The sequence below is a fragment of the Nocardioides marinquilinus genome (assembly GCF_039543705.1).
GTDB lineage: Bacteria > Actinomycetota > Actinomycetes > Propionibacteriales > Nocardioidaceae > Nocardioides > Nocardioides marinquilinus.
On record NZ_BAABKG010000006.1, the window covers coordinates 235,724 to 249,271 of the forward strand.

Genomic DNA, 13,548 nt, shown 5'->3' on the forward strand with positions numbered 1-13,548 from the left:
CTCCACCCCGTGGGAGTGGACGAGGCCGGGCTGCCGACCCTCTTCGAGTGGGCGGGCGGCGGCGAGCCGCTGCGCCGGATGATCGACGCGTTCTACGACCGGGTCGAGGCCGACCCCCTGCTCAGCGGGTTCTTCCCCGGCGGGGTCTCGCAGGCCCACCGCCGCCACGTCGCCGACTGGTGGGCCGAGGTGCTCGGCGGCCCCACGACCTACACCGACGAGCGCGGCGGCTACGCCACGATGCTCGACCACCACCGCGGCCTGAACATCCAGCCCGGGCAGCGGCACCGCTTCGCCTCGACCATGAGCCTCGCCGCCGACGACGCCGACCTGCCCGCCGACCCCGAGTTCCGCGCCGCGATCATCGGCTACCTCGAGTGGGGCACCCGTCTGGCCATGGGCAACTCCCGCCCCGGCGCCGACGACCTCGTCGAGCAGGCCCCCGTCCCCCGCTGGGGCTGGGGCGTCGCCCCGCCGTGGCTCGGCTGAGGGACCGCGACGTCCGAACGGGCCGCGCGGGGCTGCGCGGGGGCGGGGGCGCAGGAGTCACCGGTTACCCGGTGGTTCCTGACGTTCTCAGCCGTTGCAACGGCTGAGAAGGTCAGGAGTCACCGGTGCACCGGTGACTCCTGCCGGGGCCCGGCGGGGTGGTGCGGCGCCGAGTAGCGTCGCGGGGGTGAGGGCACTGGTGAGGGCTCTGGTGGCGACGCTCGTGTGCGTGCTCGCGCTGGGGGCGTGCTCCTCGGGCGGGTCGGACGACGACCCGGACGACGGCGGGTCGGCCGATGTCGGCGCCGCGACGACGTCGTCCGCGGCCCCCGCTCCGGAGGACCTCGCCGCCGCGCTGGCCGAGGTCTGCGTGGAGGTCACCGCCGGCATCGACGCCTTCAACTACGGCGACCTCGACGAGACCGTCGCGCGGTTCGAGGCGGCGGTGCCGCTGGCGGAGGCCGCCGCGGAGGAGGCGCCCTCGGCGGAGACCGAGGCGATGCTCGAGGCGGTGCGCTACTACGCCGACCTGCCGGCCGACGACTACCTCGAGGCCTCGGCGTCCTCGCCGGAGTTCCTGCGCCACAAGAACACCACGCTCACCCTGTGCAATTACCAGGGCCCGCCGGCCGACGGCCCCTCGTCGGGCGTGGAGGCCTGAGCCGGGGCTCAGCCCCGCATCCGCTCCAGCCGCTGCGCCAGCAGGTCGCGGCGGTGCACGTTGGCGTCGAGTCCGACGTAGCGCTCGCCGTGCACCCACAGCAGCGCGTCGTCGAGACGGCGGACGGCGCCGGGCGGACGCCGGTAGTCCATGCGCTCGGCGATCACCGACTCGTCGGCGCCGCGCAGGGTCTCGGCGAGCTGCACCAGCGAGGTGACGCCGAGCTCGGCGAGCAGGGCGACGATCCACTCGTAACGGTCGGTGCGCGACCAGCCGGCGTCGGAGTACTGGCCGGCCAGGAACGCGGCCAGCTCGCGCGGACCGATGCCGTCGAGCCCGCCCGGCGCGGGATCGGCCGCCACCGACGCCACCGACGCCCCGCGCAGCCGTTCGCGCACCTCGGAGAACTCACGGTCGGCCAGCTCGAGCAGGCCGGCGGCGAGGGTGAACCGGCGGTCGAAGTCGGGGGCGTGCTCGGCCGGCACCGTGCCCTTGTAGCGGATGTCGTGCTCGAACTCGGCCCACGCGTGCTGCAGCACGGTGCGCACCTGCACCTGCACAGCGAGGCTGCCGGGGGCGTCGTCCAGGACGACGAGCAGGTGCCGGCTGGCGTAGCCGAACCGGCCCTGGCTGGCGGTCTCCTGGCCCATGTCGCGGTCGTCGGTGACCTGCGCCTGGTCGGCGAGCAGCTCGGCGACGGCGGTGACGTCGTCGCGCACGTAGGTGATGACGCGCACGCCCACCTGGTCGGTGATCTGGGTGAGCGGGTCGTCGTAGAGCCGGTGGCCGTCGTCGTCGGTGCGGGCGGCCTTCTCGGCGAACGAGGCGACGGTCTTGGTGCGCCCGGTGACCGAGAGGTAGTCGATGCCGGCCTCGTCGAGCATCTCCTGGACGCCGGCCACGGCCCGCTCCCCGGCCACGACCAGCCCGGGGTGCCGCTCGCGGTAGCGCGCCACCGGGTCGCGCGGCTGCGAGACCGGCTCGACGCCGAGGGTGGGGGTGACGATGTAGCCGGTGGCGAGGTCGCCGTAGGTGGTGACGTCGTCGGGCCGGGTGTGGACGAACCGCGCGACGACGGCGCACATGACGGCGTCGACCTGGTCCTCCACACGCCGCAGCTGCGCCTTCTGCGTGGCGGTCTCGACCAGGCTGCGCAGCGTGCGCCACTGGTCGCTCACCTCGACGACCGACTCGAGGTGGCCCATGAGGGTCAGCAGCTCGCCGCGCAGGCTCTCGAGGTCGCGGCCGGGCTTGGCCTTGTAGCGCAGCACGGTCTGCAGCCCGAACAGCACGATGGTCGCCGGGTGCGGGTAGACCTCGAGGGCGCGGCGGCGTCGTCCCGACCGGGGGTCGACGTCGAGCCCGAGGCGCTTGGCCACCGCCCCACCGCGGGTGCCGTCGGCGAACTCGGGCTTGCCGGTGTTGGAGGGGTGGGCGCCGGCGTGGAAGCGCTGGAAGTCGGCGTTCAGCAGGCGCTCGGCCTCGCGCTGCCCGGTGGGGTTGACCACGACCAGCGGCGCGTCGATGCCGACCACGCAGTCGCCCTCGACGTAGGGCGTGAGGGTCTCGACGATCTCGTCGTCGGTGCGCACCGCCGAGACGTGCAAAAGCCGCGCGTCGTCGTCGAGCACCGCGAGCCCCGTGGGGTTGCGCTGCCCCCACGCGAGGTCGACGCCGACGAAGTGCACGGGCCTCAGCGTGCCAGGCCGGACGCCGGGTGGGGCACGAGCGCGACCGCGACGGCCGCGCCGAGCCGCGCGTTGGCGCGCACGAGGGCGATGTTGGTGGCGAGGCTGGCGCCGTCGGTGAGCTCGACGATGCGGGAGAGCAGGTAGGGCGTGACGTCCTTGCCGGTGATGCCGCGCTCGCCCAGCTCGCCGAGGGCGCGGTCGATGACGGCGCCGATCGCGGACGCCGGGATCTCGTCGGCCACGGGCACCGGGTGGGCGACCACGACCCCGCTGGTCAGGCCGAGGGACCGGGCGGCGGACACGACGGCCGCGACCTCGTCGGCGCCGTCGACCCGCGACGGCGCCGCGAACCCGCTGCTGCGCGAGTAGAACGCCGGGAACTCGTCGCTGCCGTCGACCAGCACCGGCACGCCGTTGGTCTCGAGCGTCTCGAGGGTCAGCCCGATGTCGAGGATGCTCTTCACGCCCGCGCACACCACGGTGACCGGGGTGGCGGCGAGCTCGGTGAGGTCGGCGGAGACGTCGAAGCTCTCGGCCGCGCCGCGGTGGACGCCGCCCAGCCCGCCGGTCACGAAGACCTCGATGCCGGCCAGCGAGGCCAGGCGCATCGTGGCGGCCACCGTGGTGGCGCCGTGCAGGCCACGCGCCATGACGTAGGGCAGGTCGCGCACGCTCGCCTTGAGCACCCCCCGACCGCCACCGCCGCCGGCCAGCAGCTCGAGCTCGTCGTCGCCGAGCCCGACCCGCGGGACGCCGTCCAGCACCGCGATCGTGGCCGGCACGGCGCCGCCCTCGCGCACGATGCCCTCGACCTCGCGCGCCATCGCGACGTTGTCGGGGTAGGGCATGCCGTGGCTGATGATCGTGCTCTCGAGCGCCACGACGGGGCGGCCGACCGAGAGCGCCTCGGCCACCTCGTCGCCGAGGCGGACGGCGTCGCGGGTCGGGTTCACAGCAGGCTCCTCACGAGCTCGTCGGTCAGGTCGGGGCGCACGGTGCGGTCGCCGCCCACGGTGAGCGCGGCGGCGGCGTGGCCGTAGGCGGCGGCCTCGAGCGGGTCGGCGCCGGCCAGGGTGGCGTGGCACCAGGCGGCCAGCATGGCGTCGCCGGCGCCGGTCACGTCGACCACCTCGACCGGCAGCGCCGCCGTCTCGACCGGACGGCGCAGCGCCTCGCCGCGCAGGGTGGAGCCGTCGGCGCCGCGTCGCTCCCACACCAGGTCGGCGCGGACGTCGGCCAGCGGCGCCAGCTCGGCGTCGCCGCCCGAGAGCAGCCGCAGCCGCCGTCCGCCCAGCGCGGCCGCGAGGCGCGCGGCCTTCGGCACGCTCACGGGGTCGAGGACGACGGGCCCGCGCGCGGCGTCGAACGCGGCGGCGAGGGTGTCGGGGTCGAGGTTGCCGTCGAGGACGACGAGGTCGGCCGCGGCGACCAGCGCGACGTCGAGGTCGGCCGGGCGCAGCGGGCACGTCATGTCGGAGACGGCGCCGACCAGCTCGCCGTCGTCGTCGAGCAGGGCGACGTAGCAGCCGGTGCGGGCACCGGGCACGGTGACGACCGGGCCGACGTCGACGCCGGCCGCCGCGGTGGCCTCGATCGCCAGCCGGCCGTGGGCGTCGTCGCCGACTGCCGAGACCAGCGCGGTGGGCGTGCCGAGGCGGGCCAGGTTCTCGGCCACGTTGCGGCCCACACCGCCCGCGGTGACCGCGACCCGGCCGGGGTTGCTGGTGGCGGCGACCGGGGCCGCGCCGGGGCGCGCGACGACGTCGACGTTGGTGCCGCCCACGACGACGACCCTCGCTCCCCTGCTCACCGGGCCAGCCTGCCAGCCTGGTCGGACACAGGTCGCGCGCGCCGATGAATTGGGATGTCGGTGGCGGTCCCTACCGTGCAGGATCGAGCCACCCAACGACGAGAGGGAGTCGATGGCCGACATGATCCGGGCCGAGGGCCTGGTCAAGAGGTACAAGGAGGTCGAGGCGCTGCGCGGTCTCGACCTCGTGGTCCCCGAGGGCACCGTGCTGGCGCTGCTGGGGCCCAACGGGGCGGGCAAGACCACCGCGGTGCGCTGCCTCACCACGCTGCTCGTGCCCGACGAGGGGCGGGCCGAGATCGCCGGGGTCGACGTCGTCGCCGACCCGCAGGGGGTGCGCAGCCGCATCGGGCTCTCGGGCCAGTACGCCGCGGTCGACGAGTACCTCACCGGGTTCGAGAACCTCACGATGGTGGGCCGGCTCTACGGCATGGGCAAGGCGCAGGCGCGCGCCCGGGCCCGCGAGCTGCTCGACCGCTTCGACCTCGCCGACGCCGGCGACCGCCCGTCCAAGACCTACTCCGGCGGCATGCGGCGCCGCCTCGACCTCGCCGGGGCCCTCGTCGCCGCCCCGCCGGTGCTGGTGCTCGACGAGCCCACCACCGGCCTCGACGTGCGGGCCCGCCAGCAGATGTGGGACGTCATCCGCGAGCTGGTCGCCTCGGGCGCCACCCTGCTGCTCACCACGCAGTACCTCGAGGAGGCCGACAAGCTGGCCGACGACATCGTGGTCATCGACCGGGGCGAGGCCATCGCGCGGGGCACGGCCGACGAGCTGAAGTCGCAGGCCGGCGGCGAGCGCATCGAGGTCGTGCTGGCCGAGTCCTCCGACGTCGAGCGCGTGCGGGGGCTGCTGGCCACGGCCACCCAGGGCGAGGTGGCCGTCGACGACCGCACCGTCACCGTCGCGGTCGACCAGGGCGTGCACGCGCTGCGCCGCTTCCTCGACGACCTCGACCGCGAGGGCATCGCCGTGCTCGACGTCGGGCTGCGCCGTCCCACCCTCGACGACGTCTTCCTCTCCCTCACCGGCCACGCGGCCGAGGACGGCGACGAACCCGCCGGGTCCGACCGTCACCCCAGCAGGAAGGAGGTGTCGGCGTGACCACGCTGCACACCACCCCCGCCGAGTCCGCCGTGCCGCCCAAGGGCCGCGGGCAGGCGCTCACCGACGGCTGGGTCGTGGCCCAGCGCAACCTGATCAAGATCAAGCGGGTGCCCGAGGTGCTCGTCTTCGTGCTGATCAGCCCGATCATGTTCGTGCTGCTGTTCGCCTACGTCTTCGGCGGCGCGATCGACCCCGGCGACGGCACCGACTACAAGGAGTTCCTGGTCGCCGGCATCTTCGCCCAGACGGTGGTCTTCGGCGCCACCTTCACCGGCGCCGGCCTCGCCGAGGACATGCAGAAGGGCATCATCGACCGGTTCCGGTCGCTGCCGATGTCGCGGGCCGCCGTGCTGGTGGGCCGCACGACGTCCGACGTGGTCTACAACGTGCTCTCGCTGATCATCATGGCGCTGACCGGCCTGCTCGTCGGCTGGCGCATCCGCGAGGGGGTGCTCGACGCCGCACTCGGCTTCGGGCTGCTGCTGGTCTTCGCCTACGCGATCAGCTGGATCATGGCCTACGTCGGCCTGCTGGTGCCGAGCGTCGACGTCGTCAACAACGCCTCGTTCGTCGTCATCTTCCCGATGACGTTCCTGTCGAACGCCTTCGTGCCGCTCAAGGACTTCGACGGCGCGGTGCTGCAGGCGATCGTGGAGTGGAACCCGGTCAGCTCGCTGACCCAGGCTTGCCGCGAGCTGTTCGGCAACACCACGAAGCCGCCGCCGTCCGACGCCTGGTCGATGACCCACCCGGCGATCTACACGCTGCTGTGGGCCGTGCTGTTCGTGGTCGTCTTCGTGCCGCTGTCGGTGCGCCAGTACCGCCGCTCGACCTCGAAGTAGTCGCGGGTCGAGACCACGCGAGGACGACGCCGACGCCCCGAGGCGCCCGGACACGGGGCGTCCGGGCGTCGGTGCGTCAGCGCGTCAGCCGCAGCAGCCGGTCGTCGCCGTCGGTCACGTCGCCGCGACCGTCGGTGTTCGAGGTGACCAGCCACAGCGCCGAGCCGTCGGTGGCGGCGACGGCGTTGCGCAGCCGGCCGTAGCGGCCGGTGAGGTGGGCCACCGGCGCGCTCACGGCGCCGTCGGCGGCGCCCGCGCCGTCGAGGGGCACCTCCCACAGCGTCTCGCCGCGCAGCGCGGCCAGCCAGAGCGAGCCGTCCCAGAACCCGATGCCCGAGGGCGAGGCGTCGTCGGTGGCCCACACGGCGCTCGGGTCGGTGAACCCGTCACCGCCGCCGGTGCCCTCGACCTCGGGCCAGCCGTAGTCGTTGCCGGCCTCGACCAGGTTCAGCTCGTCGTAGGCGTCCTGGCCGAACTCGGCCGCCCACAGCCGCCCGTCGTCGTCGAAGACCAGGCCCTCGACGTTGCGGTGCCCGGTGGTGAGCACCGCCGTCCCCGACGGGTTGTCGGGCGCGGGCTCGCCGTCGAGCGTGTAGCGCAGCACCTTGCCCGACAGCGAGTCGTCGTCCTGCGCGTCGTCGGGGACGCCGTTGTCGCCGGTGCCGACGTAGAGCAGGCCGTCGGGCCCGACCGCGAGTGCACCGCCCTGGTGGAACGACGCTCCGCCGGGGATGCCGGTGACGACGTCGGTCGGCTCCCCGAGCCGCTCGCCGTCCCAGGTCATCGCGACGACGCCGTTCTCGCTCTCGCCGGTGCGGTAGGCGAACAGGGTGGCGCCGTCGGGTGAGAGGGCGAGGCCGAGCAGACCGCTCTCGCCCTGGGCGCGGACGCCGTCCACGCGCCCCACGACCTCCGGCTCGCCGCCGTCGGCGGGCACGAGCGAGACCTCGGCGGCGTCGCGGGCGCCCACCAGCAGCGAGCCGTCGTCCAGCGGCACCAGGCCCCACGGCACGACGAGGCCGGTGGCGACCTCGTCGATCGCGGGGGTCTCGCCGGTGGTGCGCAGGTCGCCGGTGGGGACGCCGGAGTCCGGCTCGTTGGCGGGCTCGTCCTCGCCGCAGCCGGCGAGCAGGACCGTCACGAGCAGGGCGAGGGCGGCGGGGCCGCCGCGGGTGCCGGGCATGCCCCCAGGCTGACAGCGCCGGCCAACCGGGCCCGGCGCCGAGGGTCGGGCAGCCTCAGACGCGGGCGCCCGCGCGGTCGGGGCCGTGCAGCAGCACCGGCAGCGCCTCGACGCCGTAGACGGCCGACAGCTTGCGGAAGTCGAGGTCGCTGGTCTCGGCGGCGACGGTGAGGTCGGGGAAACGACGGGCGAGGGCGCGCAGCGCGATGCGCAGCTCCATGCGGGCCAGCTCGGCGCCGACGCAGCGGTGCATGCCGTGGCCGAAGGCGAGGTGCCGGGTGGGCTCGCGGTGCGGGTCGAAGGCGTCGGGGTCGGCGCCGGCGAGCTCGGGGTCGTGGTTGGCGGCGAGCAGCGAGAAGGCGACGGGGTCGCCCGCCTTGACCTGCTGGCCGCCGAGCTCGAGGTCGACCTTGGCGAACCGCAGGAAGGCCAGCTGGACGACGGTGAGGTGCCGCAGCAGCTCTTCGACCACGCGGTCGACGGCCGCGGCGTCGGCGTCGTCCTCGCGCATGATCGCCATCGCCTCGGGGTGCTGGCTCAGCAGGTAGGCGCCCAGGGCGAGCATGGACGCCGAGGTCTCGTAGCCGCCGAGGAAGACGCCGTCGGCGATGCCGCCGAGCACGAGGTCGCTCAGCTCGTCGCCGTGCTCCTTGAGCAGGCCGCCGATCAGGCCGTCGCCGGGGTGCTCGCGCTGCGCGGCCACGGCCTTGATGAGGAACTCGCGCGACGGCACGGCGGCGCCGAACGCGCCGGCCCCACCCTGGGTGAGGTCGAAGCGGGCGACGCCGATCTCGTAGAAGCGCTCGCGCTCGTCGGTGGGCAGGCCGAGCAGCTCGCAGATGACCTCGAACGGCACCGGGAAGGCGAACTGCGAGACCAGGTCGACCTCGGGGCCGGCGTCCTCCATGGCGTCGAGCCGCTCGTGGACGATGCGCTCGATGACCGGCTCGAGCCGGGCGATGCGGCGCATCGTGAACTCCGGCGTCAGGTAGCGGCGCAGCGCGGTGTGCAGCGGCGGGTCGGTCATGCCGAGACCGCCGATCTGCTCCTCGTCGCTCTTGCCCTCCTGCGAGACGAACTGGCCGATGTCGTTGGAGTACGACGCCCCGTCGGCCAGCGCGGCGCGCACCTCGGCGGCGCCGGTGACCAGCCAGATGTTCTTGCCGAACAGCGTGGCGAGCTTGGTGACCGGCTCGCGCTCGCGCAGCGCGGTCAGCTCGGGGGCGGGCACGACGCCGACGCGCTTGAACGGCACCTGCAGCGCCTCGGGGAAGAACCGCAGCTTGCGCAGGTCGAGACCGTCGCGCATCGTGCGCTCGAGCAGCATCGTGCTGACGCGCCGACGGATCGCCCCCATCCACCTCATGAGGCGTAACTACACCAGATGCGCCCGGTGCCCCGCGTCAGGATGTGCCCGGAGTCTCCCCCGAGACGCGCCCGGCCGAGCCCCGGACGACGTCCTCGGGGCCCGGCCGGGCGGGAGTGCTCAGGCCTCGCTCAGGGCTGCAGGTTCTGCGGCACGCTCTGGTTGGCGGTGCGGTTCTCGGCGTCGACCATCCAGGCCAGCTGCTCGATGCGCTCGAGGATGGTGTGCAGCAGGTCGGCCGTGGTGGGGTCCTCGGCGTCGACCTCGTCGTGGATGCGGCGCGCGGTGGCCGCGACGCCGTAGAGCGCCGAGACGATGAGGTCGACGGTCTGGCCGGTGTCGACCTCGGTGGCTGGGAAGGCCGGCAGGCTCGACTGGTGGCCCACCGTCGCCGCACGGGCGTCGGGGGTGACGTAGAGGGCGCGCATCCGCTCGGCCACGTCGTCGCCGAAGGCGCGCGCGGCGTCGACGATCTCGTCGAGCTGCAGGTGCAGGTCGCGGAAGTTGCGGCCCACCACGTTCCAGTGCGCCTGCTTGCCCTGCAGGTGCAGGTCGGTGAGGTCGACCAGCAGCTGCTGCAGGTGGGCGGCGAGCTGCGGCGAGGCCTTGAACGCCGGGTGCGAGGAGTGCACGGCCTTGTGGCGCTCGCTGCCGGTCTGGCCGTCGGACTGGGTGGTGCTGGGGGTGGTCGTCGTCATACGGCCGAGCCTGCCACCTTTTCTTGAACGGTTCCAGAAAGGTGAGGCTGGCCTGGGTTGCAGGAATACCCGGTTCACCGGGTGTCCCTGACGTTCTCGGGTGTTGCATTGCCCGAGAAGCTCAGGGATACCCGGTTCACCGGGTATTCCTGAGACGGGTGGGACGACTGGGCTCAGCCCAGCCGGGCGAGCTCGAGGGGCACCGAGGAGCGGGCGCCGAGGTCGGCGACCGACGGCGGGGCGCCGTCGCGGACGAGCAGGTCGCCGATGGCGGCGATCATCGCGCCGTTGTCGGTGCACAGCCGCATGGGGGGCACGCGCAGCTCGATGCCGGCCTCGGCGCAGCGCTCCTCGGCCAGCGAGCGCACCCGCGAGTTGGCGGCGACGCCGCCGACGATGACGAGGGTGTCGACGTCCTCCTGGCGGCAGGCGCGCAGCGCCTTGGTGACCACGGTGTCGGCCACGCACTCCTGGAAGGACGCCGCGACGTCGGCCGTCGAGACGCCGGGGTCGCGCGGCCGGGCGACGTAGCGGGCCACCGCCGACTTCAGGCCCGAGAACGAGAAGCCGAGCGCGGGGTCGCGCTGGCCCATCAGCGGCCGCGTGAACCGGACGGCGGTGGGGTCGCCCTCGCGGGCGGTGCGGTCGATCGACGGTCCGCCGGGGTAGGGCAGGCCGAGCAGCCGCGCCACCTTGTCGAAGGCCTCGCCCGCGGCGTCGTCGAGGGTGTCGGACAGGTGCACGATCGGGGTGCGCACAAGGTCGCGCACCAGCAGCAGGCTGGTGTGGCCGCCGCTGACGATGAGCACGATCGAGCGCTCGGGCAGCGGCCCGTGCACCAGCGTGTCGGCGGCGGCGTGCCCGGCGAGGTGGTGGACGCCGTACAGCGGGACGCCGAGCCCGAGCGCGGTCGCCTTCGCCGCGGCCACCCCCACGTGCAGGGCCGTGGCGAGGCCGGGTCCGGCGGTGACCGCGACCGCGCCGACGTCGGGCCAGGCCAGCCCGGCGTCGTCCAGTGCGGCCTGCATCGTCGGCACCATCGCCTGCACGTGGGCGCGCGCGGCGATCTCGGGGACGACGCCGCCGAAGCGCACGTGCTCGTCGATGCTGGAGGCCAGCGCGTCGCCGAGCAGCTCGCCGTCGCGCACGAAGCCGACGCCGGTCTCGTCGCACGAGGTCTCGATGCCCATCACGACGGTCACCGCTCGATCCTGCCAGCCCCGGCCAGCCCCCGACGGCCGGGCGTCATACGGGTCGGTCGCCCCGGGAGCCGGGACGTATGACGCCCCGGAGCCCCGGGCGGACGGTCAGCAGCAGCGCGCGTGCACGGTGCGGTCGTCCTGCCGGCGCCGCTCGAAGGTGCGGCGGTCGAGCACCGGGCGGCCGGGGTGGACCACGAGCTCGTGGGCGACGTAGCGCTCGTAGGCGGTCTCCCCCGACGCCTCCCGCAGGTACCAGACCAGGCCGCGGGCGCCGTCCGCGAGCCAGCCGCGCACCCGCGTCACGACGAGCCCCCCGGCCCGCCGGCGCCGGCCTCGGCCATCGCCCGCTTCTCGGCCTTCGTCGGCACGAGGCCCGCGGGCGCCACCAGCGTCGAGCGCACGTAGGGCACCTCGGTGGTGGCCACCGAGTCGGGGTCGCGCAGCGCCTTGACGCACACCCGGGCGGCGTCGGCGATCACCACGACGACCAGGATCGCGAAGAACGCGGCGAGGACGCCGTCGACCGTGGTGTTGGTGACGATCTGCCGCATGCCGTCGAGGTCGGTGGCCGGCGGCAGCACCTGGTCGGCGTCGAGCGCGGTGGCGTACTTGTCGCGCTGGGCGAAGAAGCCGAGCACGGGGTCGTCGCTGAAGACCTTCTGCCAGCTCGCGGTGAGCGTGACGACGGCGTCCCAGGCGAGCGGGACGCCGGGCACCCAGGCCCAGCGCAGCTTGCCGTGCTTGATCAGCAGCGTCGTGGCGACGGTGAGCGCGATGGCGGCGAGCAGCTGGTTGGCGATGCCGAACAGCGGGAACAGCTGGTTGATCCCGCCGAGCGGGTCGGTCACGCCGACGTAGAGGAAGTAGCCCCAGCCGCCGACGACGACCGCGCTGCAGATCCACACGCCGGGCTTCCACGACACGTTGCGCATCGGCTTCCAGACGTTGCCGAGGGTGTCCTGCAGCATGAAACGTCCGACGCGGGTGCCGGCGTCGACCGTGGTGAGGATGAACAGCGCCTCGAACATGATCGCGAAGTGGTACCAGAACGCCCGGCCACCGCCGCCGAAGGCCTCGGAGAAGATCTGCGACATGCCGACCGCCAGCGTCGGGGCGCCGCCGGTGCGCGAGACGAGCGTGCTCTCCTCGACCGCCGCGGCGGCCGAGGCCAGCTGGTCGGGCGTGATCGAGAACCCGAGGTTCGCCACCGCCTCGGACGCCGACTGCAGCGTGTCGCCCATGAGCGAGGCCGGCGAGTTGATGGCGTAGTAGAGGCCGGGGTCGATGATCGAGGCGGCGATGATCGCGCTGATCGCCACGAAGCTCTCGGCGAGCATGCCGCCGTAGCCGATGAGCCGCACCTGCGACTCCTTCTCGATCATCTTCGGCGTCGTGCCCGACGCGATGAGGGCGTGGAAGCCCGACAGCGCGCCGCACGCGATCGTGATGAAGACGAACGGGAACAGCGAGCCGGCGAAGACCGGCCCGGCGCCGTTGCTCGCGAACTCGGTGACCGACTCGTTCTGCAGCAGCGGCCGGGCGAGCAGCAGTCCGACGGCCAGCAGCCCGATCGTGCCGATCTTCATGAACGTCGAGAGGTAGTCGCGCGGCGTCAGCAGCAGCCACACCGGCAGCACCGAGGCGACGAAGCCGTAGACGACCAGGCAGAGGACCAGCGTCTCCTTCGAGAGCGTGAACGTCTCGGCCAGCCCCGACGACTCCACCCAGCCGCCGCCCACCAGCGCGAGCAGCAGCAGCGTGACGCCGATCGCCGTCGTCTCGAGCACCCGTCCGGGCCGCAGCACGCGCAGGTAGACGCCCATGAACAGCGCGATCGGGACGGTCATCGCGATCGAGAAGGTCGCCCACGGCGACTCGGCCATCGCGTTGACCACCACGAGGGCGAGCACCGCGAGCAGGATGATCATGATCGAGAAGACCGCGATCAGGGCGGCCGCGCCGCCGACCGGCCCGATCTCCTCGCGGGCCATCTGGCCCAGGCTCTTGCCGTCGCGCCGCATCGAGAGGAACAGCACGACCATGTCCTGGACGGCGCCCGCGACGATGACGCCGACGATGATCCAGATGGTGCCCGGCAGGTAGCCCATCTGCGCGGCGAGCACCGGGCCGACCAGCGGTCCGGCGCCGGCGATGGCCGCGAAGTGGTGGCCGAAGAGCACCCGCCGGTCGGTGGGCTCGAAGTCGGTGCCGTCGCCGTTGCGCTCGGCCGGGGTGGCCCGGGTGTCGTCGACCTCGAGCACCGTCTTGGCGATGAACCGGGCGTAGAAGCGGTAGGCGATCGCGTAGGAGCCGAGCGCGGCGCCGAGCAGCCAGATCGCGGAGATCTGCTCGTCGCGCACCAGGGCGATGACGCCCCAGCAGACGGCGGCGACGACCGAGACGAGCGTCCACACCACGACCTGGCGGGCGCGGTTCGGCGGGTCGGGGTCGGTCGGCCGGCTCGCGGTGGTGGTGGGCGGGGGCGCGGTGGTGCTCAC

At 73.8% G+C, this 13,548-nt stretch carries 13 protein-coding genes; 4 read left to right on the forward strand and 9 right to left on the reverse strand.

The window, feature by feature from the left end:
- Positions 1-9: 9 nt before the first annotated feature.
- A complete protein-coding gene (locus ABEA04_RS20890) occupies positions 10-489 on the forward strand; it encodes a group II truncated hemoglobin (RefSeq protein WP_345463516.1) in 480 nt (159 codons plus the stop codon).
- A gap of 187 nt (positions 490-676) precedes the next feature.
- Positions 677-1,150, forward strand: coding sequence for a hypothetical protein (locus tag ABEA04_RS20895; RefSeq protein ID WP_345463519.1), 474 nt, complete (start codon positions 677-679; stop codon positions 1,148-1,150).
- An 8-nt stretch (positions 1,151-1,158) separates the two neighbouring features.
- On the opposite strand, the gene ABEA04_RS20900 is transcribed toward ABEA04_RS20895, so the two are convergent.
- The 3 genes from ABEA04_RS20900 to ABEA04_RS20910 are packed head-to-tail and all read right to left on the reverse strand — an operon-like array spanning position 1,159 to position 4,651.
- The gene (locus ABEA04_RS20900) at positions 1,159-2,838 is read right to left on the reverse strand and encodes a DUF429 domain-containing protein (protein WP_345463522.1); all 1,680 of its coding nucleotides are present in this window, start codon (positions 2,836-2,838) and stop codon (positions 1,159-1,161) included.
- 5 nt (positions 2,839-2,843) lie between these two features.
- Entirely contained in the window at positions 2,844-3,794 is a 951-nt protein-coding gene (locus ABEA04_RS20905) for a pseudouridine-5'-phosphate glycosidase (RefSeq protein WP_345463525.1), read from the reverse strand.
- On the reverse strand, positions 3,791-4,651 hold the full coding sequence (locus tag ABEA04_RS20910; RefSeq protein WP_345463528.1) for a PfkB family carbohydrate kinase: 861 nt from the start codon (positions 4,649-4,651) through the stop codon (positions 3,791-3,793). The genes ABEA04_RS20905 and ABEA04_RS20910 overlap by 4 nt, the downstream gene beginning before the upstream one ends.
- Before the next feature lie 112 nt (positions 4,652-4,763).
- On the opposite strand from ABEA04_RS20910, the gene ABEA04_RS20915 reads away from it, so the two are divergent.
- Positions 4,764-5,756: an ATP-binding cassette domain-containing protein gene (locus ABEA04_RS20915; RefSeq protein ID WP_345463531.1), complete on the forward strand. Its 993-nt coding sequence runs from the start codon at positions 4,764-4,766 to the stop codon at positions 5,754-5,756.
- Positions 5,753-6,601, forward strand: coding sequence for an ABC transporter permease (locus tag ABEA04_RS20920; RefSeq protein ID WP_345463534.1), 849 nt, complete (start codon positions 5,753-5,755; stop codon positions 6,599-6,601). The genes ABEA04_RS20915 and ABEA04_RS20920 overlap by 4 nt, the downstream gene beginning before the upstream one ends.
- A 76-nt stretch (positions 6,602-6,677) precedes the next feature.
- On the opposite strand, the gene ABEA04_RS20925 is transcribed toward ABEA04_RS20920, so the two are convergent.
- The 6 genes from ABEA04_RS20925 to ABEA04_RS20950 form a co-directional block, all read right to left on the reverse strand.
- Entirely contained in the window at positions 6,678-7,784 is a 1,107-nt protein-coding gene (locus ABEA04_RS20925) for a PQQ-dependent sugar dehydrogenase (RefSeq protein ID WP_345463537.1), read from the reverse strand.
- A 55-nt stretch (positions 7,785-7,839) separates the two neighbouring features.
- On the reverse strand, positions 7,840-9,141 hold the full coding sequence (locus tag ABEA04_RS20930) for a cytochrome P450 (protein ID WP_345463540.1): 1,302 nt from the start codon (positions 9,139-9,141) through the stop codon (positions 7,840-7,842).
- 140 nt (positions 9,142-9,281) lie between these two features.
- Entirely contained in the window at positions 9,282-9,848 is a 567-nt protein-coding gene (locus tag ABEA04_RS20935; protein ID WP_345463543.1) for a Dps family protein, read from the reverse strand.
- Positions 9,849-10,021: 173 nt separating this feature from the next.
- The gene (gene tsaD, locus ABEA04_RS20940; RefSeq protein WP_345463674.1) at positions 10,022-11,038 is read right to left on the reverse strand and encodes a tRNA (adenosine(37)-N6)-threonylcarbamoyltransferase complex transferase subunit TsaD; all 1,017 of its coding nucleotides are present in this window, start codon (positions 11,036-11,038) and stop codon (positions 10,022-10,024) included.
- Between the two features lie 117 nt (positions 11,039-11,155).
- Entirely contained in the window at positions 11,156-11,353 is a 198-nt protein-coding gene (locus tag ABEA04_RS20945) for a CstA-like transporter-associated (seleno)protein (RefSeq protein ID WP_345463545.1), read from the reverse strand.
- Positions 11,350-13,548 (reverse strand): carbon starvation CstA family protein, encoded by a 2,199-nt coding sequence (locus tag ABEA04_RS20950; protein ID WP_345463548.1) that lies wholly within the window; start codon positions 13,546-13,548, stop codon positions 11,350-11,352. The genes ABEA04_RS20945 and ABEA04_RS20950 overlap by 4 nt, the downstream gene beginning before the upstream one ends.

Coding starts and splice junctions, on each gene's coding strand:
- ABEA04_RS20915 (WP_345463531.1), top strand. CDS start 4,764: ATGGCCGACATGATCCGGGCCGAGGGCCTGGTCAAGAGGTACAAGGAG.
- ABEA04_RS20925 (WP_345463537.1), bottom strand. CDS start 7,784: ATGCCCGGCACCCGCGGCGGCCCCGCCGCCCTCGCCCTGCTCGTGACG.
- ABEA04_RS20930 (WP_345463540.1), bottom strand. CDS start 9,141: ATGGGGGCGATCCGTCGGCGCGTCAGCACGATGCTGCTCGAGCGCACG.
- ABEA04_RS20935 (WP_345463543.1), bottom strand. CDS start 9,848: ATGACGACGACCACCCCCAGCACCACCCAGTCCGACGGCCAGACCGGC.
- tsaD (WP_345463674.1), bottom strand. CDS start 11,038: ATGGGCATCGAGACCTCGTGCGACGAGACCGGCGTCGGCTTCGTGCGC.